The sequence below is a fragment of the Solibacillus sp. CAU 1738 genome, from assembly GCF_039888725.1.
In the GTDB taxonomy this organism is placed as follows: Bacteria; Bacillota; Bacilli; order Bacillales_A; family Planococcaceae; genus Metasolibacillus.
Window position 1 is genome coordinate 675274 of record NZ_JBDQQN010000002.1, and the last position, 23089, is coordinate 698362.

General features: G+C 37.0%; 24 protein-coding genes. All 24 read right to left on the reverse strand.

Going from position 1 to position 23089, the window contains the following annotated elements:
- Positions 1-20: 20 nt before the first annotated feature.
- The 24 genes from AAFN87_RS08540 to fliQ all read right to left on the reverse strand — a co-directional run bounded on the left by AAFN87_RS08540 (position 21) and on the right by fliQ (position 23077).
- Positions 21-1727, reverse strand: coding sequence for a proline--tRNA ligase (locus tag AAFN87_RS08540; protein WP_347790621.1), 1707 nt, complete (start codon positions 1725-1727; stop codon positions 21-23).
- A gap of 98 nt (positions 1728-1825) precedes the next feature.
- Positions 1826-3091 (reverse strand): RIP metalloprotease RseP, encoded by a 1266-nt coding sequence (gene rseP, locus AAFN87_RS08545; protein ID WP_347790622.1) that lies wholly within the window; start codon positions 3089-3091, stop codon positions 1826-1828.
- Between the two features lie 31 nt (positions 3092-3122).
- Positions 3123-4268 carry a 1-deoxy-D-xylulose-5-phosphate reductoisomerase gene (dxr, locus tag AAFN87_RS08550; protein ID WP_347790623.1) on the reverse strand — a complete coding sequence of 382 codons (1146 nt, stop codon included), beginning with the start codon at positions 4266-4268 and terminating at the stop codon, positions 3123-3125.
- A gap of 18 nt (positions 4269-4286) precedes the next feature.
- Positions 4287-5081 carry a phosphatidate cytidylyltransferase gene (locus tag AAFN87_RS08555; protein WP_347790624.1) on the reverse strand — a complete coding sequence of 265 codons (795 nt, stop codon included), beginning with the start codon at positions 5079-5081 and terminating at the stop codon, positions 4287-4289.
- Positions 5078-5869 (reverse strand): isoprenyl transferase, encoded by a 792-nt coding sequence (locus AAFN87_RS08560; protein WP_347790625.1) that lies wholly within the window; start codon positions 5867-5869, stop codon positions 5078-5080. The genes AAFN87_RS08555 and AAFN87_RS08560 overlap by 4 nt, the downstream gene beginning before the upstream one ends.
- A 317-nt stretch (positions 5870-6186) precedes the next feature.
- A complete protein-coding gene (gene frr, locus AAFN87_RS08565; protein ID WP_347790626.1) occupies positions 6187-6744 on the reverse strand; it encodes a ribosome recycling factor in 558 nt (185 codons plus the stop codon).
- Positions 6744-7469 (reverse strand): UMP kinase, encoded by a 726-nt coding sequence (gene pyrH, locus AAFN87_RS08570; protein ID WP_347790627.1) that lies wholly within the window; start codon positions 7467-7469, stop codon positions 6744-6746. Before pyrH ends, frr begins: the two co-directional genes overlap by 1 nt.
- A gap of 307 nt (positions 7470-7776) precedes the next feature.
- Positions 7777-8658: a translation elongation factor Ts gene (tsf, locus tag AAFN87_RS08575; RefSeq protein ID WP_347790628.1), complete on the reverse strand. Its 882-nt coding sequence runs from the start codon at positions 8656-8658 to the stop codon at positions 7777-7779.
- A gap of 215 nt (positions 8659-8873) precedes the next feature.
- Positions 8874-9593: a 30S ribosomal protein S2 gene (rpsB, locus tag AAFN87_RS08580; RefSeq protein ID WP_347790629.1), complete on the reverse strand. Its 720-nt coding sequence runs from the start codon at positions 9591-9593 to the stop codon at positions 8874-8876.
- A 158-nt stretch (positions 9594-9751) separates the two neighbouring features.
- Positions 9752-10327: a hypothetical protein gene (locus AAFN87_RS08585; RefSeq protein WP_347790630.1), complete on the reverse strand. Its 576-nt coding sequence runs from the start codon at positions 10325-10327 to the stop codon at positions 9752-9754.
- A gap of 8 nt (positions 10328-10335) precedes the next feature.
- Positions 10336-10644, reverse strand: a complete 309-nt coding sequence (locus tag AAFN87_RS08590) for an RNA polymerase subunit sigma (protein WP_347790631.1) — start codon at positions 10642-10644, stop codon at positions 10336-10338.
- A gap of 12 nt (positions 10645-10656) precedes the next feature.
- Entirely contained in the window at positions 10657-11427 is a 771-nt protein-coding gene (locus AAFN87_RS08595) for a FliA/WhiG family RNA polymerase sigma factor (RefSeq protein ID WP_347790632.1), read from the reverse strand.
- A gap of 174 nt (positions 11428-11601) precedes the next feature.
- Positions 11602-11976: a multidrug transporter gene (locus AAFN87_RS08600; protein ID WP_347790633.1), complete on the reverse strand. Its 375-nt coding sequence runs from the start codon at positions 11974-11976 to the stop codon at positions 11602-11604.
- Positions 11973-12470, reverse strand: a complete 498-nt coding sequence (locus tag AAFN87_RS08605; RefSeq protein WP_347790634.1) for a chemotaxis protein CheD — start codon at positions 12468-12470, stop codon at positions 11973-11975. Before AAFN87_RS08605 ends, AAFN87_RS08600 begins: the two co-directional genes overlap by 4 nt.
- Entirely contained in the window at positions 12471-13103 is a 633-nt protein-coding gene (locus tag AAFN87_RS08610) for a chemotaxis protein CheC (RefSeq protein WP_347790635.1), read from the reverse strand.
- Between the two features lie 58 nt (positions 13104-13161).
- Positions 13162-13608: a chemotaxis protein CheW gene (locus AAFN87_RS08615; RefSeq protein WP_347790636.1), complete on the reverse strand. Its 447-nt coding sequence runs from the start codon at positions 13606-13608 to the stop codon at positions 13162-13164.
- Between the two features lie 25 nt (positions 13609-13633).
- Complete coding sequence (locus AAFN87_RS08620) at positions 13634-15694, reverse strand: chemotaxis protein CheW (RefSeq protein ID WP_347790637.1); 2061 nt, start codon at positions 15692-15694, stop codon at positions 13634-13636.
- A gap of 15 nt (positions 15695-15709) precedes the next feature.
- A complete protein-coding gene (locus AAFN87_RS08625) occupies positions 15710-16795 on the reverse strand; it encodes a protein-glutamate methylesterase/protein-glutamine glutaminase (RefSeq protein WP_481886460.1) in 1086 nt (361 codons plus the stop codon).
- A gap of 51 nt (positions 16796-16846) precedes the next feature.
- The gene (locus AAFN87_RS08630; protein ID WP_347790639.1) at positions 16847-17719 is read right to left on the reverse strand and encodes a MinD/ParA family protein; all 873 of its coding nucleotides are present in this window, start codon (positions 17717-17719) and stop codon (positions 16847-16849) included.
- Positions 17716-18882 (reverse strand): flagellar biosynthesis GTPase FlhF, encoded by a 1167-nt coding sequence (gene flhF / locus AAFN87_RS08635; protein ID WP_347790640.1) that lies wholly within the window; start codon positions 18880-18882, stop codon positions 17716-17718. Before flhF ends, AAFN87_RS08630 begins: the two co-directional genes overlap by 4 nt.
- Positions 18879-20912, reverse strand: a complete 2034-nt coding sequence (gene flhA, locus AAFN87_RS08640) for a flagellar biosynthesis protein FlhA (RefSeq protein WP_347790641.1) — start codon at positions 20910-20912, stop codon at positions 18879-18881. The genes flhF and flhA overlap by 4 nt, the downstream gene beginning before the upstream one ends.
- A 24-nt stretch (positions 20913-20936) precedes the next feature.
- A complete protein-coding gene (gene flhB, locus AAFN87_RS08645; RefSeq protein ID WP_347790642.1) occupies positions 20937-22025 on the reverse strand; it encodes a flagellar biosynthesis protein FlhB in 1089 nt (362 codons plus the stop codon).
- A 1-nt stretch (position 22026) separates the two neighbouring features.
- Positions 22027-22803, reverse strand: coding sequence for a flagellar biosynthetic protein FliR (gene fliR, locus AAFN87_RS08650; protein WP_347790643.1), 777 nt, complete (start codon positions 22801-22803; stop codon positions 22027-22029).
- A 4-nt stretch (positions 22804-22807) separates the two neighbouring features.
- Entirely contained in the window at positions 22808-23077 is a 270-nt protein-coding gene (fliQ, locus tag AAFN87_RS08655; RefSeq protein WP_347790644.1) for a flagellar biosynthesis protein FliQ, read from the reverse strand.
- Between the last annotated feature and the right edge of the window lie 12 nt (positions 23078-23089).

Below are 23089 nucleotides of genomic sequence, written 5' to 3' on the forward strand. Positions count from 1 at the left end.
TTCCCCTCTCTAAAAATATATTAGTTTGTACGGAAAAACTCGTTTAAACGATCCACTAATTCCTCTTTTGCCCATTCAAATGTTTCACCTGTACTGCGGAGTTTCACTTCAACGATGCCTTCAGATGCTTTTTTCCCAACAGTTACACGGACTGGTAAGCCGATTAAATCTGCATCAGCAAACTTAACACCTGGGCGCTCTGCACGATCATCGAATAGTACGTCATAGCGATATGATTTTAAAATACTATATAACTCACCCGACAACTGTGCTTGTGCTTCATCTTTTAAGTTTACTGGCACTAAATGCACATCATATGGCGCTAATTGTTTTGGCCATACGAAACCATCTTCATCTTGGAATTGCTCTGCTACGGCAGCAAGTAAGCGAGAAACACCGATACCATAGCACCCCATAATAAATGGTTGTGCTTTTCCTTGCTCATCTAAAAACGTCGCGTTCATTTTTGTTGAATAAGTTGTACCAAGTTTGAAAATATGACCAACTTCAATTCCTTCAGCAAATTTAATGATGCCTTTGCCGTCTGGAGATGGGTCTCCTTCTTGGATGAAGCGAATATCTTCGTACGCATTAATTGCAAAATCGCGTTCAGGATTTACATTCACAAAGTGGAAACCATCTTCATTTGCACCTGCAACCCCATTACGAATAGATTTAATCGCATTATCTGCAATTACTTTAACATTGATAGGAAGTTTCACAGGACCAATTGAACCTGGCAGACAGCCTAGTAGCTCTTTAATTGCGTTCTCTTCAGCAAGCTCAACTGAAGTTGCACCTAATGCATTTTTTAATTTAATATCATTAATTTCGTGATCGCCGCGTGCTAATACAACGATTAATTCACCATCAATATTAAATACTAATGATTTTATGCAATTTGCTGCATCTACTGATAAGAAATTGCTTACTTCTTCAATTGTTTTAACATTTGGTGTTTCTACTTTTTCTAGCTCTTTCAAAGCAACATCGCTAGCTTTATAGTCTACCACAACTTCTGCCATTTCAATGTTTGCTGCGTAATCAGAACTATCTGAGTAAGCAATCGTATCTTCACCAATTTCAGAAAGCACCATAAATTCATGAGTTCCCTTTCCGCCTATTGATCCTGCATCCGCAATTACAGCACGGAAGTTTAAACCGAGGCGAGAGAAAATATTTGAGTATGCTTTATACATATCATCATACGTCTCATCTAAGCTTTCGCGAGTCGCATGGAATGAATACGCATCTTTCATAATGAATTCACGACCACGTAATAAACCGAAGCGAGGGCGTTTTTCATCACGGAATTTTGATTGGATTTGGTACAGTGATAACGGTAATTTTTTATATGATTTAATTTCGTCACGTACTAAAGTTGTAATAACTTCTTCATGTGTTGCGCCTAATGCAAAATCACGGTCATGGCGATCTTTAAGACGCATTAGTTCTGGACCATATGCTTCCCAGCGGCCAGATTGTTGCCAAAGCTCTGCAGATTGTAACGCTGGCATTAATAATTCAACAGAGTTGATTGCTTCCATTTCTTCACGTACAACTTGTTCAATTTTTGATAGCACTTTTCGAGCTAATGGTAAATAAGAATATACCCCACTTGCATTTTGTCGGATAAATCCGGCACGCAATAAAGCTTTATGTGATTTGACATCTGCATCAGCAGGTACTTCACGTAAAGTTGGAATGAAAGTTAAACTTTGTTTCATAAAGTGTTCCACCTTTTAATTCATAATATATAGTTAGCATAAACAAATTTAGCTTTGGGCGCTAGTGTTATTCACACAAAAAGCCCAAAGCCTGTCTTTTAAAAGAAAAATCTTTGAATATCATTCCATGTAACAACAACCATTAAAATCATCAATAAGACGATTCCAACCAAATGCACAAGGCCTTCTTTTTGACGATCAATTGGTTTGCCACGCACTGCTTCATATCCAAAGAATAATAAACGACCACCATCTAATGCCGGAAGTGGTAGTAAGTTCATAATCCCCAGATTAATACTTAATAAGCCAGCCCAGTGCATTAAATAGAAAATACCATCTGCCGCAACAGCTTCTGTCGTTTTATAAATACCAACAGGACCTGATAGATTATCAATAGATAATTGCCCTGTAACTAATTTACCCAATAATTGGAATATCATAATCGTTGTATCATATGTTTTTTCTGCTGCTAATTGAACAGATTGTACAATTGATGCTTTTTCATATGGCGTTTGATACATAACGCCAATTTGACCATACTTTTTGCCTTTTTCGTCTTCAAGCGTTTTAGGTGTCATTACAAGTGCGACCTCTTTACCATCACGCTCTACAACCATATCAATTTTCTTACCGTAACTCTCGTTAACCGTTTTCGATAGTTCTTGCCATGTCGTAATAGGCTGGCCATTCAACTCTTTAACATAGTCACCTGCTTGCATACCAGCCATTTGTGCTATTCCATCATCAACAACTTCAGTAATAATAGGTTCATATGTTGGGATCCCTTGTAGTAAAGCTGCTACTATGAAAATAAAGAATGCTAAAATAAAGTTAAATAGCGGTCCAGCAAAAATTGTCATTGCACGTTGACCAACTGTTTTAGCGTTAAATTGACGGTCATACGGTGCAATCATTGTTTCTTTACCGTTTTCCACTACTACTGTTGTACGTGATACATTGTAACGCACTAATTTTTCGTCTTCATCATAGCCTTCAATCCATAAATCATGTTCTAAATCAGCACGCTCTACTTCCATAAATAAAATATTTGGATGCTGGCTATTTTGATTTAAAATAATTTTTTCAACGACATTATCTTCATTCATTATTAAGCCAACACGATAACCTGGTTGTAATTCAACCGTATCTAAATCATCGCCAGCCATGCGGACATAGCCACCAATCGGTAAAAGGCGTAGCGTGTATAATGTATCTCCTTTTGTCATCCCGAAAATTTTTGGCCCCATCCCAATGGCGAATTCACGAACCATAATTCCTGCACGTTTTGCGAACAGGAAGTGACCTAGCTCATGAAAGAATACGAGCGAGCCAAAAATCACGATAAATGCAATTACTGTTTGCATAATATCCCACCTTCACAAGCATTTTCCTTGTCTATTTTACCATGTCTACAACTGTTTTTCTCGTTTCGCTATCTACGTGTAAAATTGTTTCTAAATCTGGAAGTAAAATATTATGATGCGCATGCATTACACGTTCGATGAGCTCTTCAATTTGTAAAAAAGTAATTTGTTCTTGTAAAAACAGTGCAACTGCTGCTTCATTTGCTGCGTTCATCGCTGTTAACATCGTACCGCCAGCTCGTCCTGCGTCGTAAGCAAGCTTTAATGCACGGAAACGGTCAAAATCGACTTCTTTAAAATGCAGCTGCCCTATTTGCGCTAAGTTTAAGCGTTGGCCCCCTACTAAAGGCAAGCGGTCCGGATAGCTTAATGCATATTGAATCGGCACACGCATGTCCGGCGTTCCAAGCTGCGCGATCACACTTGTATCATGATACTCAACTAATGAGTGAATAATACTTTCTCGGTGCAATAAAACGTCTACTTTATCATACGGCATATTAAATAATACATGAGCCTCAATAACTTCAAGCCCTTTATTCATCATCGTTGCAGAGTCTATTGTAATTTTTGCCCCCATCGACCAGTTCGGATGATTCAGTGCATCCTTAACAGTGACGTGACGTAATTCATCGCGCGTTTTATCACGGAATGAGCCACCTGATGCAGTTAAAATTAATCGTTCGATATTTTTGGGATTTTCGCCGTTCATAGACTGGAATAATGCTGAATGCTCACTATCCACTGGCAAAATTGGTGCATTGTATTTTCTCGCTTCTGCCATAACAAGATGTCCTGCTGTAACGAGCGTTTCTTTATTGGCAATAGCAATTGTTTTCCCCATGCGAATAGCTGCTAGAGTGGACTCTAAACCAACGCTGCCTAATACCGCATTCACAAGTACCGTCGAATCTGGATGGGTCGCAACTTCTACAAGCCCCTTTTCCCCAAATGTAAATGCAATATGCGGATAGTCCTTGCTAAGTGCTAATGCATCAGTTTCCAATTGAACTGATACTAATTCTGGTTGCAATTCGTCAATAATTAGGCGAGTTGTTTCAATGTTTTTTCCCGACGATACAGCAACAAGCTGAAATACTTCTTTATGCGCCTTTAAAATATCAATTGTTTGCAAGCCAATCGAGCCTGTAGCCCCTAATAAACTAATTTTCTTCAACGTGTGTACTTCCCTTCATTAACTAACGAAATGCAGTAAATTTAATAATGGTAATACGAATAATAAACTATCGAAGCGATCTAAAATACCGCCATGACCAGGTAAAATATTGCCCGAATCTTTTACGTTATAATGACGCTTAATTGCAGATTCGACTAAATCACCCATTTGCCCGAATATCGATAACACTATTGTTCCGAAAATAAGCATTGCATAAGATGGTGCAAACGGCGTAATGAGTTGCATAATAATTGCACAAATTACAGCGATCACAATACCTCCAACAAAACCTTCAATCGTTTTATTGGGCGAAATTTCTGGCCAAAGTTTGTTTTTCCCGAAACTGCGCCCAACAAAATAAGCACCTGAATCGGTTGTCCACACTACTAATAGAGCGTAAACAACAAAGACTAAACCTGTATCACGCGTTGTAATGAAATAATAAAACCCTATACCAATATACAATGCGCCAAGAACAACAAAAGCGACATCATCAAATGTAAAGCGGTTTTTTATTAAAACTGAATATACGAGTAATAAAATAACCGCGATAAAAACGATCTCAAATTTATCGTAGTGTATCACTTCATACACTTTTTCTTCCCAAGTAACGGGCATCAATATCGCAAATAATCCGATTGTACCTATAACTCCAGGGACCGAGAAAATGGCGATATTTTTCATACGTAAAATCTCATACATGGCGATTGCAGCTAGCGCATATATGACAATTGTAAATGGATACCCACCATACATCACAAACGGGATAAATAATGCAGCCGCAACTATACCCGTTATAATACGTTGTTTCACTTTTCGTCTTCTCCTTCCAGCCCACCGTACCGCCTATTTCGTTTTTGATACTCCTGCACAGCTTCAAGTAAGCATTGCTCATCGAAATCTGGCCACAATGTATCCGTAAACAAAAATTCCGTGTACGCAAGCTGCCACAGCATAAAGTTACTTAACCGTACTTCACCACTCGTTCGAATGAGTAAATCTGGTTCTGGTAAGTGTGAAGTCATTAAGTAACGATCTACATGTGTTTCGTTAATTTCATCGATTGTTAAATGACCTTTTTCAACTTCACGCATAATTTCTTGCATAGCCATGACCATTTCTGCACGACTACCATAGTTCATTGCGAAGTTTAAAATCAGACCTGTATTATTCTTTGTCGTATCAATTGCTTTAATTAATGCATTGCGTGTGTGCTTAGGTAAATTTTGCTCCTCACCTATCATTTGTACACGAATATTACGCTCCATCAATTCAGGTAAAAACGAGTTCAAAAACTGTTCTGGTAAGCCCATTAAAAATTCCACCTCTGATTTAGGCCGCTTCCAGTTTTCTGTTGAAAAAGCATATAACGTTAAAACATCAATCCCTAAATCACAAGCATATCGTGTTATTTTTCTTACCGTTTTCATTCCTTCATGGTGTCCTGCAATTCGTGGCATCGCACGTTTTTTTGCCCAACGACCATTGCCGTCCATAATAATCGCAATATGGGAAGGAACTTTTTCATCAACTAGCTCTGCACTCCGTTGCAGTATAGCCTCACTTTTATTTGATTTTTTTCCTAACAGCTTTTTAAACATAGCCTATTCCCCCAAATGCCAACATATCGGACATATACTTTTTATCATATCAAAAAGAGCTTAATGTGTCCTTTTATTTCTACTAAAACATTCGCTTCCTTATGTACTTCTAGTTTATGATGCAACTTTGCATCTTACAACAACATGAAAGAAAAAGACGCCCTTTCTAGCAGGACGTCTTAATCCAAATAAAGTTCTTATAAGAAAATTGTATTCCCGCAAACTTTTCTCCGACCAATGTTGGAGAACTTTCATCGGGAAAGCGCAAATGCTTAAACAATACTCTTACAAAAGAATTCTAAACTTTTGTCTGAAAATTATACAGATAAAATTTCTTGCTCTTTTTGTTTTGCTACATCGTCAATTTTTGCGATGAATTCATCTGTTAATTTTTGAATGTCATCACCATAACCACGTAAATCGTCTTCTGTAATTTCGCCATTCTTTTCTGCTTTTTTCAGATCATCATTTGCATCACGACGTACATTACGAATTGCTACTTTCGCTTCTTCCGCTTCTTTTTTCACTACTTTTACTAAATCTTTACGACGCTCTTCTGTTAAAGCAGGAATCATTAATCGGATTATTGTTCCGTCATTTGATGGTGTAATACCAATATCTGATTTCATAATCGCTTTTTCGATTTCACCTAAAATTGTTTTGTCATAAGGTGAAATCACTAGTAAACGAGCTTCTGGCACAGAAACACCTGCAAGTTGGTTAATTGGTGTAGGTGCACCGTAATAATCTACAGTAATGCGATCAAGTAAAGATGCGTTAGCACGTCCAGCACGGATTGATGCTAATTCACGAGAATAGGCATTAAGTGATTTTGTCATTTTTTCTTTTGCTTGTTCTAATACTTGTTTTGTCATTATGAATTCCTCCTAACAACTGTACCGATTTTTTCTCCAAGTACGGCACGTTTAATATTTCCTTCTTCCATTAATGAGAATACAATTAATGGGATATCATTGTCCATACATAAGGTAGACGCAGTTGAATCCATTACTTGTAATCCTTGTTGAATAACATCTAAGTATGATAATTCATCATATTTCACCGCGTTTGGATCTACTTTTGGATCAGCAGAATATACACCATCCACATTATTTTTACCCATTAAAATCGCTTCTGCATCAATTTCAGCTGCACGTAATGCCGCTGTTGTATCTGTTGAGAAGAATGGATTTCCAGTTCCTGCCGCAAAGATAACAACACGCTTTTTCTCAAGGTGACGTACAGCTTTACGACGAATGTATGGTTCTGCTACTTGTGTCATTACGATTGATGACTGTACACGCGTTTCAATACCTAGTTTTTCTAATGCATCTTGAAGTGCTAGTGAGTTCATCACCGTTGCTAGCATACCCATATAATCAGCAGCAGCACGGTCCATACCCATTTCGCTACCTACTTTACCGCGCCAAATGTTACCGCCGCCTACTACTACTGCAACTTCTACTCCAAGATCCACTACTTGCTTCACTTCTGCAGCAACATCTTTAATAATTTTTGGCGATAGACCGAAGCCTACTTCCCCTGCTAATGCTTCGCCGCTTAGTTTTATTACTACTCGTTTGTATTGTGGCACACTCATAGTAAACCTCCGTCACTTAATATGTTACATTCAAGCTATTAATTAGCATGTTTCCACTTCAAATACAAGCTACTGCATGAATGTTTTATTCTATTTTAAATAAAATAGCTATTTTTAGCTTTATGTAGCCATTTTAGATTTTTCAACTTAAATATGGTCTTTTATGAAAAGACGTTTCTGCTACAAAAATAAGATTAAAGAATTTCAGTTTTCTAAAGCAAAATCCAATTTCGGCATTAAGCCTTCAATTCCCTTGAAAAATAGGGAACACGTAAAATGTGTTCCCTAACAAAATTGAGTTATAAGATTAGTTACCTTTAACTTGGCTCATTACTTCTTCAGCGAAGTTATCTTCACGTTTTTCAATTCCTTCACCAACAGCGTAACGAGTGAAACCAGTTACGTTACCACCAGTTGATTTTACGAAATCACGAACTTTTTGATCTGAGTTTTTAACGAAAGTTTGGTCTAATAAGCAAACGTCTTCGAAGTATTTACCAAGACGACCTTCAACCATTTTCGCTACGATATTTTCTGGCTTGCCTTCGTTTAAAGCTTGCTCAGTTAACACTTTACGCTCGCGCTCTACTTCATCAGCAGATACTTCGTCACGAGAAACGTATGTTGGGTTAATAGCAGCGATGTGCATAGCGATATCTTTAGCAGCACTTGCATCAGTAGAACCTTCTAAAGTTAGTAATACGCCGATACGTCCACCCATGTGTAGGTAAGCACCGAAAGCGTCTGCATCAGTTTTAGTTTTCACTTCATAACGACGAAGAGAGATTTTTTCTCCGATTGTAGCGATTGCTGTAGAAATATAGTCAACAACTTTAACATCACCAATTGTAGTTTCTAAAGCAGCTTCTACTGATTCTGGTTTAGTTGCAAGTAAGTGTGCAGCTAATTCAGATACTAAAACTTGGAATTTTTCGTTTTTCGCAACGAAGTCAGTTTCAGCGTTTACTTCTAAAAGGATCGCTTCATTACCTTGTTCTAAAATGTAAGTAGTACCTTCTGCAGCGATACGGTCTGATTTTTTAGCAGCTGAAGAAAGTCCTTTTTCACGTAAGAAGTCGATAGCAGCTTCTAAGTTACCGTCAGTTTCTACTAATGCTTTTTTGCAGTCCATCATACCTGCGCCAGTTTTTTCACGTAGTTCTTTTACTAATTGTGCAGTAATTGCCATTTGAGTTTCCTCCTTGGGGATAATAATAATTAAACAAACTAGTTTATCTGTTGCTTATTGTAACTTGGTTTATAAAAAATGGGACTTTGTAAAAGCGATTGTCATACTAGTCGATTTTGTTACGTGACAAATATGCGAACGCTTCTCTCAAGTCTATTTCTTAAAAAAAGGTGATAAGAGGTATCAGCCACTTATCACCTTTTTGTAACAGGGAATTATTCTGCAGCTGTTTCTTCAGCTGTAGCTTCTGATTCACCTTGTTTAGACTCGATTAGAGCATCAGCCATTTTAGCAGTTAATAATTTAACAGCGCGAATAGCATCATCATTAGCAGGGATTACGTAGTCGATTTCATCTGGATCACAGTTTGTATCAACAATACCTACTAGAGGGATGTTTAATTTACGAGCTTCAGCAACAGCGATACGCTCTTTACGAGGGTCAACTACGAACATTACGTCCGGAATAGCTTTCATATCACGGATACCGCCTAAGAATTTAACTAGACGCTCGTGCTCTTTTTTAAGTTGGATAACTTCTTTTTTAGGAAGAACTTCGAAAGTACCGTTTTCTTCCATTTTTTCGATTTCTTTCATACGTGCAACACGTTTTTGAATAGTACCGAAGTTTGTTAAAGTACCACCTAACCAACGTTGGTTGATGTAGTAGTTACCTGAACGTTCAGCTTCGTCTTTAATAGCTTCTTGAGCTTGTTTTTTTGTACCTACGAAAAGAACTTTACCACCATCTTGGCCAACTTGACGCATGAAGTCGTAAGCTTCTTCTAATTTTTTAACTGTTTTTTGTAAATCGATAATGTAAATACCGTTACGCTCAACGAAGATATATTTCTTCATTTTTGGGTTCCAACGGCGAGTTTGGTGACCGAAATGTACACCAGCTTCAAGTAATTGTTTCATTGAAATTACTGACATGAGTGTTTCCTCCTAAATGTTTGGTTTTTTTCCTCCGCATTTTTCATCTGTAACAAGCAACCCGCGCGCACACGAGCACCACTTACTACATCAAAATGCGTGTGTATTGTTAACACCGTTTTAAAATATAACATAATAAATGATGTCATGCAACCATTTCACGCACGGAACTTAAGTAATAATTCTATTTCCGTTTTACCTTTTTGCGTTTGTTTCGCAATTTCCTCAATTGATTGTCCCGCTTTGTATAAGTCTACAATTTGTTGTTCGAATGATATATTTTTTTGTTCCACTTCGTCTAACTTTTTTGGTGCCAACTCCTGCACTTGTGCCTTTTGACGATTATATGCGCTTGCCGCCATATTTTTCGGTATAAAGGATTTCTTTTCAGCCATTTGTTCCATTTCTTGTGGTGTTTGTTCACCCTGCCCATTTACCGTTGGCGGCACATATGCTTGCTGCACTTTTTCTATATGGGCTTGTTCTGACACATTAGTTCGAATAGATTGCTCTATCTTCACCGTATTCAATTGCTCGATAAGGCGGTCATTTTCTTCACGCATTTCGATTAAATAAACGCCTATCGCATTGTCCATTTCTTGCATTAACTGATCTTGACGGACTTCTAAATCTTTAAATTTCGCCACTTTATTATTTAACAAAATAATTAAATAAAAAATAACTAGTTGTGAAATTACAAGTCCTATCAATAGTATAAATACGACTGAATTCATTTTTTCTCCTACCCACTATAATCGATAAAATTCCCTTTAAACGGATGATTAATTTTTTCTTGTTCTTTTTGTGCTTGTTCATGTTTCTTTTGGGCTAATTGCTGTTCAGAGCTATTTTGTCCTTCTTCATCTTCTGAAATATTATCCATCCCATCTGTATCATTCACCGTAAATTGTTTACGTTCTATTTCCTTTTTTAGTGCTTCATTAGCATGCATTTGTTGATGTATTGTATTTTGCTGTTGTTGATCAGCTAATTTACCCGCATCAAATGTTTTCGGAATTGCAATTTGCAGCTCGATCCCTTTTAAACTCACTGTAAGCCCTCCTTACATGCCAATTACTTCAGATGATAGCAATTTGCGCAATTTGAATAAAGCCTTCGAATGAATTTGTGAAATGCGCGATGTTGATAATTCAAGCATTTCCCCAATTTCGGTTAATGTCATTTCTTCCGAATAAAATAAACTTAACACTAGCTGTTCTTTTTCATTTAATTTCTCTATGTTTTTCGCAAGATCTCCCAGTAGCTCAGTATGTAAAGTTTCTTGTTCCGGCGTACGAGTATCATCATCACGAATTACAAATGCTATCCCGTCTAGCTCTTCTTGATCTTGCTGTTCATTTATAGAAAGGACATTCGAAAAGAAATGCTCATGCACCATCTGGTATATTTCTTCGATTGGTAAACCCATCTGTTCCGCTAACTCTTCTGGTGTAGCATGGCGCATTAGCTTCTGCTCTAATTGTTCAATTTGCGCTTCCATTCGCTTTGCTTTTTCTCGTGCTGAACGGGGTAGCCAATCTTCTTTTCGCAATCCGTCAATAATCGCACCTCTTACACGAAAAGAAGCGTATGTATCAAACTTTAAATCTCTGTTTATATCAAACTTATTTAACGCATCAAAAAGGCCCATCATACCTAAACTAAACAAATCGTCACGGGACACATTTTTAGGAAGTCCTGCTCCGATACGTTGCACATGGTAAGAAACTAGTGGCTTATATTTTTTCATTAGTATATCCCCAGCTTGTGGATCTCGCTCGTGTTTCCAGCTATGCCAAAGTTTTTGTTCATCTTCTAGAATCGGTTGTGTCACCCGTATCCACCTCTTTTCGAAACAAAGCATTATTACTATTATTATAGCAAATTAATATGTCATTTACACACGCCCCATTCGAACTATATGTGACATAGTAAGGAATGATTTTTTTATTTTCATAAGAAAAAAGAGCCGATTTCTCGACTCTTTTTATGTTTGCATTAATTTTTATTAGCGACTGAGCATAATGTCGTCATCTTTGCTCATCATTGTGCGTACGACTTGCGCTATATCTTCTGTACTTTCATCTGCAAATTCAACCGTTGAAGTGCTTTTTTGTTCTGTCAATGGTTGCCCGATTGTTGTAGTTTCATCAGTGTGCGAAGCTGTTTCTTCATTAAACGCTACTTCTTTTGGCGTATAAAAAACATAACCCATTAAATAACGTACAGGAAACATAAGAAGAAACCCTACAATTGCAACAATAGAAGCAATGATTAATGTACTTATTGGCATTGCAAACGGATTTATGATTGCAATTAAAAAATAAATTGTAAAACTTATTAGCGCAGCCCAGCAATTGTAAAAAACAGAGCCAAACATCATATTTCACTCACTCCTTGATTTACTGTGCGAATATTAAGTTTACTCGTAGCAGGATTAAATTCAATTGTGCGTCCGCTACTACCACCAGTATCTTCCGCCACAATTGGAATCCCGTTTTTTCGAAGTTCATTTTTAACTGCTTCCACATTACGTGGACCAATTCTCATTGAATTCTTATCCGATGTAAACTGGAACATTTGCGCGCCACCTGCAATTTTTGCTTTTAGTTTAAAGCTTTGTACACCTTCTAATTTTAATAAATCGATTAACGCTTTAATGCCTGTATCAGCAAACTTAGCTACATTCATAGTATCGGCCCTACCTAAGCTTGAATCGGGTAACATTACATGGATTAAACCTGCAATTTGTTTAAATTCATCATATAATACAACCCCTACACACGAGCCCAAACCAGAAGTTCGAATCGTTTTTGGCAACTTTACTACATCCATTTGTGCTATACCAACTTTAACAACATCATTCGATAATAACATTTACGAAACACCTAATGCCTTAAATATCGATTCGAATGAATCAGGGTCTGGTAATAAGAAGAAATGTCCACGAACTTCTTCTTCATCAGCTACATCTTCTTCAAAAATGGATGTGTTGATTACGATAACATTATCGCTAACATGTGATAATTCAATTAACCCGATACTGATAATAGCGCCAAACATGTCTACGCTTAAGCCAGGTACTGTAGGATAAATTTTAAGACCTGTAAAATCGGAAAGAGCCGATAAATAAGAGCCAGATAAAATATTCCCCATTTCTTGCATAGCTGACAAGCCTAGTTCCGATACCGGCGGATTATTAAAGTCAAATGACTCATCGTGAATTAAGCGCTGTATAAAGCGATTCGCCTGCTCTATCGGTAATATGAAGAACATACTCCCTTCTGCATCTCCTTCAATACGCAAAAATATTCCGACAACAACAGTTTCTGAACCGCCCGCTAATTCCATCATATCGTTGAATGTAACCATTTCTACTTTCGGTACACGCATATCGATCTTTTTATCAAGCAAATCAGATAGAGCTGTAGCAGCATGGGCAGCACCAATATTACCAATCTCTTTTAATACATCTAAATGTAGCGAAGTAATTTTTTGATTAATACTCATTTCATATCCCTACTTTAGTAGATTCTAGATACTTAGTTGTAGCTAGAAAATTAATCGTTTAGCTTAATGGATTAAGCACTTTATCTAAGTGAAGCAAAATTAATAATCGCTTATCTAATTTCGCTACGCCCGAAATAAAATCTTCCTCATATGACCCTACTACTTCTGGTTGTTGTTCAATTGAACTTGCCGCAATGTCTAAAACATCATTCGCAGAGTCTACGACAAAGCCAACCTCCATATCATCTAGAGTAATAATAATAATACGAGCCGCCTCTTCACTTCCAGTAATAGGTAAAGAAAAACGTTCACGAAGATCAATAATCGGCGTTACTACTCCTCTTAAATTAATAACACCTTTCACATAATTCGGCGTTTTCGGAACACGTGTAATATGCATTAATTTTTCAATTCCTTGTACATGCGAAACAGGAATTGCATATTCTTTATCTGCTAATTGAAAAACAATTACTTTAATATACTCTTGCCCAACTTCATTCGTCATAGTTCACACCTCATTTTCATCCTTCTTACTTCATTAAAGCATTGCAATCGACAATTAATGCTACTTTCCCATTACCAAGAATTGTTGCACCCGAAATCGCAAATATATTTGATAAGTAGTTACCTAAAGATTTTAGTACAATTTCTTGTTGCCCAATAAATGAGTCTACTACTAACCCAGCAAGTTTTTCACCTTTGCGAACGATAACTACCGAATGGAACTCATCGTCTTTTCCTTCATTGCGTGGTACATCGAAAATTTCCTCTAAAAATACAAGCGGTACAACTTTACCACGGAAATCAATCACTTTTTGATTGTGAGCATTTAAAATATCCGAATTGCGGATAATCGATGTTTCAATAATTGATGATAGAGGAATTGCATAAATCTCTTTTTCAATTTCAACGAGCATAACAGATATGATTGACAATGTTAGTGGTAATTGAATCGAGAATACTGAGCCCACACCTTGTGTAGATTCAATTGAAATATTACCACCTAATGATTCAATAGTAGTTTTCACAACGTCTAAACCTACACCACGGCCTGAGACATCTGAAATAACATCTGCTGTCGAAAATCCTGATGCTAAAATTAGTTCATTAATTTGTTTATCTGTAAGCGTATTAGCAACTTCTTGTGTTACGACGCCTTTTGAAATCGCCTTCGCTAACACTTTGTCACGATTGATTCCAGCGCCATCATCTTCAATTTCGATGAATACGTAGTTACCACTATGGAATGCACGTAATTGCACAGTACCTTCTTCAGGTTTGCCTTTTGCACGACGTATTTCCGGACTTTCTACTCCATGATCGAGCGAGTTACGTATTAAATGCACGAGCGGATCGCCAATTTCATCAATTACTGTACGGTCAAGCTCTGTTTCAGCACCAATTATTTCAAGATTGATTTTTTTATTTAAGTCACGAGACAGCTGTCGTACCATTTTCGGGAAACGGTTAAATACAGTTTCAACTTGTACCATGCGCATCGTTAAAACAATGTTTTGTAAGTCGCCCATTACACGACTCATACGTTCTACTGTTTCGTTTAATTCAAGATGATTTACTTCTGTAGAAATTGATTGCAAGCGACCACGATCAATAACAAGCTCTTCGAACAGATTCATTAAAATATCTAGACGTTCAATATTTACACGAATTGTTTTACTAGATGTATGGCCATTACTTTTAGCATTTGTTGTTTGTACTTGTGATTTTTGTGCGCCTACTTCCTGTTTAGCTGCAGGTAGTGTGCTCACATTTTGAGACGTATCTTCTTGTTGTGGCACAGTTTCTGCTATGTAATTCATGTCAGTAATCGCTGTTACAATCACTTGCTCTACTTCAGATACTTTCATTAATTTCTTTTGTAAATCTTCTGCTGACTCTTTTGTAATATAGGCAACACGGAATATTTGATCGAATTGTTCTTCTTCAAGAATGTCTACTGTCGGCGAAGATTTAATAACATCACCATTCTTTTCTAATATTTCAAATACCATAAATACGCGTGCTGCTTTTAATAAACAATCTTCACGTAAAGTAACTGCGACTTCATAAGCAACAAAACCTTGCTCTATTGATTGTGAAATTACGGCTCTTTCAAAATCATCATATGTTAATTGTAAATCAGCAGAAATAGTTGTTGCAGCTTGCTGTGCGATAGCGGACGACAGAGCAGTGATTGGTGCAAGAGCAGTCTCACCTGACTCAATTCGCTTTAATTTCTCCACAGTCGATTGAACGTCACGTTTCCCGTCCCCTCCATCGGCAATATCCATTACCATTTCTTCTAAGTGGTCAACAGATTCAAACACAACATCAAAAATTTCTGGTGTTACTTTAATTTTTTCGTTACGAATAGCATCTAAAACATTTTCCATTTTATGCGTTAAATCTGCTAAATCCTCGAAGCCCATCGTTGCAGACATACCCTTTAATGTATGTGCAGAGCGGAATATTTCACCGACAATTGCCAAGTCTTCCGGATTCTTCTCTAATTCTAATAAATGTTCACTACAAGCTTGTAAATGCTCTTTGCTTTCATCAATGAACATTTCTAAATATTGATTAACTTCCATAAGAGGACACCCCTTTTAATGCATATATTTCATTATTGTTAGTGTAATATCGTCAACATCTGCCACATCATCTACAAGCTGCGTTTCCACGGCAGCTTTCGGCATTCCATAAACTATACAAGTTTCTGCTGACTCTGCAATAGCTATGACATTTCCTTTTTGCTTTAATGATTTTAATCCTCTAGAGCCATCGTGGCCCATCCCCGTCATAATAACTGCAATTTTGTCCATTTCAGTGAACTTGCTCACACTTTCGAACATTACATCAACAGAAGGACGGTGACCAGAACAAGGCGGTTCATTATCATCGAGCATAATTCCAAACGCTGTGCCAATTTTCCGTAATTTTAGATGGTAGCCACCTGGAGCGATATAAGCAACTCCATTTTGCAAAATATCACCTTGTTCGGCTTCTTTGACACGAATATCACTTAACTGATCTAAACGATTTGCTAGCGATTTCGTAAATCCAGCTGGCATATGCTGCACAATTAAAATGGGTGCATTTACATTCGCCGGAATTTTAGTAATAACTTCCTGTAATGCCCGTGGTCCGCCCGTAGAAGTACCTATCAAAATAATTTTCTTTGATGATTTACTCCAGTTACGTTTTGATGCATTTACAGGCTGTATACTTATTTGTTCTGTTTGTTTAGAAATACTTGCAGTGACGTTTTTTACTGGTTGCGTAACACCTACTTTTATTTTCGGCATTTTTCTTGGCTTTCTTAACTTCGCAACAGAAACTTGCGACGTCTCTTCCACTTTATGAATCAATTCGTCTTTAATTTTATGTAAATCAAGGGAAATGGCACCACTCGTTTTTGCTACAAAATCAACAGCGCCATTTTCCATAGCTGTTAACGTGTTTTCCGCTCCTCGATGCGTCGTACTCGATAACATAATGACAGGTACAGGACAAATGGACATAATTTCTTTTAGCGCATCTAAACCATTCATTTCCGGCATTTCGACATCCATTGTGACAACATCCGGCTTTAATTGTTGAATTTTAGCAATGGCATCTTTTCCATTTCGAGCTGTACCAACTACTTCTACATTTGCATTTCCGACAAAAAAGTCACTAATTAGTTTCCTCATAAAAGCCGAATCATCTACGATTAACAACTTACTTTTATTCGAGAGTCCCAATTAATCACGTCCTTTCGAAAAAATACTTTTTAGTTTAGATAAAAATTTATTTGACTCCTCATGTACATGTACTTCATTTGTTTGTTCGTTAATAAAACGTTGCACAATTCGCTGCATCGTTTTTGAGATAGGCGCATCTGGGTAGAGAATTGAAAACGGCACTTGTTCCCTCACCGCTTTGCGTACAACAGGGTCTTCTGGCAATGAGCCTAGTATAACGACATCTTTTGACATAAACTTTTGCATCGCTCCTGCCAAGCGATGTAGTGTATCTTGACCTTCTTCTCTTGAAAAGGCACGATTACATAATAGATAAAATGTTTTTTCTTTATCTTTTAAATGAATATACTTCATCATTGAATAGGCATCCATAATGGCGGTTGGCTCCGCTGTTGAAATAACTATAATTTCATCAATTGATACGAGCAACTCAAGTGCCCAATTTGTTGCCCCTGCCCCCATATCAAATAAAATATAATCAAATTTCTTTTGAAGCTGATGAAATGCATCAATTAAAGCCTCAAACATATGATCTGACCATTCCATTAATGTGGACATACTAGAGCCACCCGAAATGTAATGGAAATTATTAGGACCTTCAAATATGACATCTTCAATTGCTAAATTGCCTTCTAAATAATCTAGCAAACTATTATTAGCAGATTTCCCAATTAAAATATGAATATTGCCCATTCCTATATCCATATCTAATATAACTACTTTTTTTCCTTCTTTTGCAAGTAATGATGCAAAATTTGTTGTAAAATTACTTTTCCCTACGCCACCTTTTCCGCTCACTACGGCAATCGACTTACCAAGAGCTCCTTGACTTTGTAGCATTTTCATTCGTAACATTTCAGCTTGATCTCTCATTTAATTTCTCCTTGAAAGAGCAATTCTAATAAATCTTCTAGGCATGGTTCTGCTATATCTTCTGGTACTTCTTGTCCATTAGTATAGTAAGCAAGTCCCTTCTTATATTTAATCATTAAATTAAACATAGTGCCAATAGAATTTGTTTCATCAAGCTTCGTAAATACGAACTTTTCGATCAGAATTTTGTCAAATTGTTCAATAATTGTTTCTAAATCACGTTCTTTTGACGTTAATGATAGGACGAGTAACGACTCAGCCTCCGCACTAAAATCAATTAACTTTTGTAAATCATCTACATATTTTGCTTCTTTATAATTCCGACCTGCAGTGTCAATAAACACCAAATCTAAATGAGCTAGCTTTTCAATTGCCACTTTATAATCTTCAGCATTATAAACTATTTCAATTGGAGCTTGAAGTAAACCTGCATATGTTTTTAATTGCTCAATCGCAGCAATACGGTATGTGTCTGTAGTAATAAAACCGATTTTTTTCTTTTTTTCTAATACAGCGCGAGCAGCCATTTTTGCAATGGTTGTTGTTTTACCAACACCAGTAGGACCTAACACATTAATAAATTTTTTATTATATGATAAACCACTAATTATTTGTTCATTTAATTTCTCACATAGAAATCGCTCAGTAATTAAGCGCATCGTCGTTAAGTTAATAGGCTCGCCCTTTTTTATATGCGTAAAAAGCTCATCACTAATTTGTGTGATAAGCTCTTCATTTAGCTCTTGACTCTTTAAGAAATCGATAAAAGGCAAGAGCTCATCAGGATATTGTGACTGAATAGATTGTCTTTGCATTGATTGCATAATAGATTTTAAATCAGCAATCTCTTTTTTCAATTCCGCAGTCATCATTGTGTCAACTTTAGAATCTTCTCTATTTGCAGACATCGATGTTGTTGCCTCTTTTGCAACTTGTGGCGGTGAGACAATTGAATGCAGTTCAGGTAGCGGTGGAAAAGCAAGTTTCTTTTCCACCTTATCTAGCCCTGCAACAACTTCAAAACTTTTATTTTTAATTAAGCCAAAAAACTTTTTATTTACGACAACTTTTGAATTAATAATAACTGCATCATCACCAAGGTCTGCACGAATGAGCTTCATCGCCTCCGCTATTGATGGCGCATTATATTTTTTCATTTTCATTCAACATTCACCACCCCAACGCTTTGGATTTCAACGGCTGCGTCCAATTCATTGTAACTTAATATAGGTATTTGCGGGAAATAACGCTCGGTTAATTGACGCAAGTACATACGTACCCCAGGCGAACATAAAATAAGTGGCGATTGTTCCATATAAGATACTCGCTCAACTTCATTTGCGATCGCTTCTAACACAAATTGTGACTCTTGTGGGTCCATTGCTAAATAATTCCCATGATCTGTTTGCTGAATGCTGTCGGCAACAAGTTTTTCGATCTTCGCGGATACGGTAATAACTTTCAATGCTGGCTGTCCATTCACGTATTGTGTTGTAATTTGTCTAGCTAATGCTTGCCGCACATATTCCGTTAATATATCTGTATCACTAGTTAATTTCGAATAATCTGCTAGCGTTTCAAAAATTATAGGTAAGTTACGTACAGAAACATTTTCGCGTAATAATTTTCCTAGCACTTTTTGAATTTCACCAATCGATAATGGCGTTGGCGTTAATTCTTCTACTAAAATTGAATGCGTTTCGCGTAAATGGTCGATAAGTTGCTTCGTTTCTTGGCGTCCAAGTAATTCGTGGGCATTTGCACGAATCATTTCTGTTAAGTGAGTTGATACAACACTAGGTGGATCTACAACTGTATATCCAAACATTTCTGCTTCCTCTTTCACTTGCTCTGTAATCCACTTCGCTGGCAATCCAAATGACGGTTCGATTGTATCAATACCATCAATTGAGTCATCATCACCAGGACTCATCGCTAAATAGTGATCCAGTAATAGTTCCCCTCGCGCCATTTCATTGCCTTTTATTTTTATACGATATTCATTCGGCTGTAACTGAATATTATCTCGAATACGTACAACCGGAATAACGATCCCTAGCTCAAGTGCTAATTGACGACGAATCATGATGACACGGTCCAATAAATCTCCACCTTGTGCAGCGTCTACTAGTGGAATTAAGCCGTAGCCAAATTCAAACTCAATAGGGTCAACACTTAATAAGTTCACTACATTTTCAGGACTCTTCATCGTATCAGCCGCCACTTCTTCCTCCATTTCAAGTAGTTCTTCAGGATCTTCTACTTTTTTACGATCCATTAACCAAGCACCAATAATTAACGCGCCTGAAATCGGAATCGTAATCCAGAAAGGAATCGGCGTAAATAAACCTAGCAAGAAAATTGTCGCCCCTGCAACATACAATAACTTTGATTGGGCAAATAATTGTTTTGTAATATCTTCACCTAAGTTACCATCTGATGCTGCACGAGTTACAACGATACCAGTTGCTGTTGAAATGAGTAATGCTGGTATTTGCGATACTAATCCATCCCCGACTGTTAAAATCGAAAATTTTGAAGCCGCTTCTCCAAAACTCAAATCAAGCTGCATCATTCCTATGATCATACCAAATAATAAATTGATAAATACCATAATAATCGAGGCGATGGCATCCCCTTTTACGAATTTCGTCGCACCATCCATCGCACCGTAGAAATCCGCTTCCCCAGAAACTTTTTCCCGACGTTCTCGTGCCTCTTTTTCGGAAATAATACCCGCATTTAAGTCGGCATCAATACTCATTTGTTTACCAGGCATCGCATCTAGTGTGAAACGAGCAGCTACTTCTGCAACACGCTCCGCTCCTTTTGTAATAACGATGAACTGGATAATAACTAATAGCAAGAAAATTACGAGACCGACTAATATATTTCCGCCTGTCACGAAATTCCCGAACGTTTCAACAACTTCTCCTGCGTCACCGTAAGCTAAAATTGCTCGCGTTGTCGAAACACTTAATGCTAAACGGTACAATGTTAGTAATAAAATTACAGACGGGAAAATCGAGAAGTCTAATGCCTCTTTCATATTCATTGCCGTTAGTAAAACAAGTAATGCCAACGTTATATTAATAATGATTAAAAAGCTTAATAACCACGTTGGTAGAGGGATAACGAGCATCGCTACAATTAATATAACCGCAGCTAATACCCCTATATCGCGAATTTTCATAAGTGTCCCTCCTGCTTTCGTGCTCTAAATTTTACGTTTTATACGGTATACGTACGCTAAGATTTCCGCTACTGTTTTAAAGAATTCTTCTGGTACAGTTTCGCCTATTTCAACTTGATCGTACATGGCGCGAGCGAGTGGTCTATTTTCAACCATAATAACGTCATTCTCTTTTGCGACCATTTTAATTTTCTGTGCAACAAAATCTGTCCCCTTCGCAACAACGCGAGGTGCATCCATACTATCTTCATCGTATTTAAGTGCAATCGCGTAGTGGGTAGGGTTCGTAATAACAACATCTGCGTTTGGAATTTCTTGCATCATACGACGCATAGCCATCTCCCGTTGACGCTGTTTGATTTTAGATTTAATTAATGGATCCCCTTCACTATTTTTATACTCGTCTTTAATATCTTGTTTCGACATTTTTAATTGCTTTTCGTACTCAAATTTTTCATATAAAAAATCAAGAAGTGCAATAAAAATGAGCATAAGCGAAGCAGCAATCCCCATTATTCCAGTTAAGTAAGCAACAGTCGATAGTGTTTCCCACGGGTTATGAAATGTTAGCGAGAGTACTTTATCCAAATTCGTCCAAATGACAGCTGTTGTCACTGTACCAATAAATATTACTTTTAATAAAGACTTAATTAAATTAATAATAGCTCGGACAGAAATAATTTTTTTAATACCTTTTATCGGATCTATCTTTTTTAAATCTAACTTTAATGTTTCAGTAGTAAATAATAATCCGAATTGCAAATAATTAGCTCCAATACCTGCAACAACCGCAACGAGCATAATAGGTAATATGAGCTTCGCCATTTCCTTTAATGAATCAAAATACATTTTCATTACTACATCAGCTGATAATGTTTCAACTAACATATTGCGCTGAAATGCTTGCAAAAGGAATGATAGCAATCCATCTAGCATAAAAGGAGCAAAGAAAAATAAAAACATAAACGTAATAAGTAATAAAGCTGCCGCTGTTACGTCTTGACTTTTTAACACTTGTCCCTTTTTACGCGCATCTTGACGTTTTTTCGGTGTTGCCTTTTCGGTTTTCTCACCTGCAAAAAACTGAATATCGAGTGTTAAGTATAGTTTCACTTTAAGCACCACCTAAAATAACCATCAAATTGCGTAATTGGACAATCATCATCTCTATTAAGCTTTGCATCACTTCGACCATGACAGCCATTGTAACAATTAATACTAGAAAACCGACCGCAATCTTTATTGGGAAACCGATAACGAAAATATTCATCTGCGGTACAGTTTTACCTGTAATCCCGAGTGCGATTGTCACTAAAAATAGAGTTGCAACTATTGGAGCTGACATTTGAAACGCTACTGCAAAAACAGCAACGAACATTTTCATAATAAAATCAACTGTTTCCTCACTACCGAAATTCGGAAAAAATTGCTCCATCGGCATAAATTGATAGCTATAAAAAATTCCATCTAGTAATAAATGGTGGCCATTAATAGCTAGTAGTGTAAGTAATGCTAGGAAGTTAAAAAACTGCCCCATTAATGGACTTTGAGCCCCCGTTTGAGGATCGACAATATTTGCTAATGCAAATCCCATTTGGAAATCAATAAATCCACCTGCTATTTGAACAGCAGAGATAATAATATAAGCAGTCAAACCGAGCATCAGTCCTATGATTGCTTCTTTTAACACGAGTAATATGTAATTCCCATCAAATGGAATTGGTTCGATAGAAAATGTGTAATACATCATCCATGAAAGAACGAATGCGAAGGCAATTCTCATTTGAGGCGGTATTGTACGATATGAAAATAATGGGACTGATACAAAAAATGCAGAAACTCGGACAAAGATTAATAATAAAATTGAAATTTTAGGTATTAATTCCGTCATATGTTCACCCTATGTAACGAATTAAATTATTTAAAATATCGTGAAAATAATTCGTCATTTGGGAAATCATAAACGGTCCAAAAAATACGATTGCTAAAAGCACCGCAACAATTTTCGGTACGAAAGCAAGAGTTTGTTCTTGGATTGATGTCGTCGCTTGGAATATACTCACCAATAAACCCGTTATTAGCGCTATTAGTAATAGTGGTCCTGATGTAATAAGGACAATATAAACCGCTCGTTCTGCAATTGCAATGACCATTTCCTGTGTCATGTTGTATCATCC

Excerpts from the sequence above, each read along its gene's own strand:
- AAFN87_RS08585 (WP_347790630.1), bottom strand. The coding sequence starts at position 10,327 with ATGAATTCAGTCGTATTTATACTATTGATAGGACTTGTAATTTCACAA.
- flhA (WP_347790641.1), bottom strand. The coding sequence starts at position 20,912 with ATGAAAATTCGCGATATAGGGGTATTAGCTGCGGTTATATTAATTGTA.
- fliR (WP_347790643.1), bottom strand. The coding sequence starts at position 22,803 with ATGACGGAATTAATACCTAAAATTTCAATTTTATTATTAATCTTTGTC.
- AAFN87_RS08615 (WP_347790636.1), bottom strand. The coding sequence starts at position 13,608 with ATGACGAATGAAGTTGGGCAAGAGTATATTAAAGTAATTGTTTTTCAA.
- frr (WP_347790626.1), bottom strand. The coding sequence starts at position 6,744 with ATGACAAAACAAGTATTAGAACAAGCAAAAGAAAAAATGACAAAATCA.
- tsf (WP_347790628.1), bottom strand. The coding sequence starts at position 8,658 with ATGGCAATTACTGCACAATTAGTAAAAGAACTACGTGAAAAAACTGGC.
- AAFN87_RS08560 (WP_347790625.1), bottom strand. The coding sequence starts at position 5,869 with ATGTTTAAAAAGCTGTTAGGAAAAAAATCAAATAAAAGTGAGGCTATA.
- rseP (WP_347790622.1), bottom strand. The coding sequence starts at position 3,091 with ATGCAAACAGTAATTGCATTTATCGTGATTTTTGGCTCGCTCGTATTC.
- pyrH (WP_347790627.1), bottom strand. The coding sequence starts at position 7,469 with ATGAGTGTGCCACAATACAAACGAGTAGTAATAAAACTAAGCGGCGAA.
- AAFN87_RS08625 (WP_481886460.1), bottom strand. The coding sequence starts at position 16,795 with ATGAGGAAACTAATTAGTGACTTTTTTGTCGGAAATGCAAATGTAGAA.
- fliQ (WP_347790644.1), bottom strand. The coding sequence starts at position 23,077 with ATGACACAGGAAATGGTCATTGCAATTGCAGAACGAGCGGTTTATATT.
- AAFN87_RS08540 (WP_347790621.1), bottom strand. The coding sequence starts at position 1,727 with ATGAAACAAAGTTTAACTTTCATTCCAACTTTACGTGAAGTACCTGCT.
- rpsB (WP_347790629.1), bottom strand. The coding sequence starts at position 9,593 with ATGTCAGTAATTTCAATGAAACAATTACTTGAAGCTGGTGTACATTTC.
- AAFN87_RS08630 (WP_347790639.1), bottom strand. The coding sequence starts at position 17,719 with ATGAGAGATCAAGCTGAAATGTTACGAATGAAAATGCTACAAAGTCAA.
- flhF (WP_347790640.1), bottom strand. The coding sequence starts at position 18,882 with ATGAAAATGAAAAAATATAATGCGCCATCAATAGCGGAGGCGATGAAG.
- AAFN87_RS08610 (WP_347790635.1), bottom strand. The coding sequence starts at position 13,103 with ATGAGTATTAATCAAAAAATTACTTCGCTACATTTAGATGTATTAAAA.
- AAFN87_RS08605 (WP_347790634.1), bottom strand. The coding sequence starts at position 12,470 with ATGTTATTATCGAATGATGTTGTTAAAGTTGGTATAGCACAAATGGAT.
- AAFN87_RS08600 (WP_347790633.1), bottom strand. The coding sequence starts at position 11,976 with ATGATGTTTGGCTCTGTTTTTTACAATTGCTGGGCTGCGCTAATAAGT.
- AAFN87_RS08620 (WP_347790637.1), bottom strand. The coding sequence starts at position 15,694 with ATGGAAGTTAATCAATATTTAGAAATGTTCATTGATGAAAGCAAAGAG.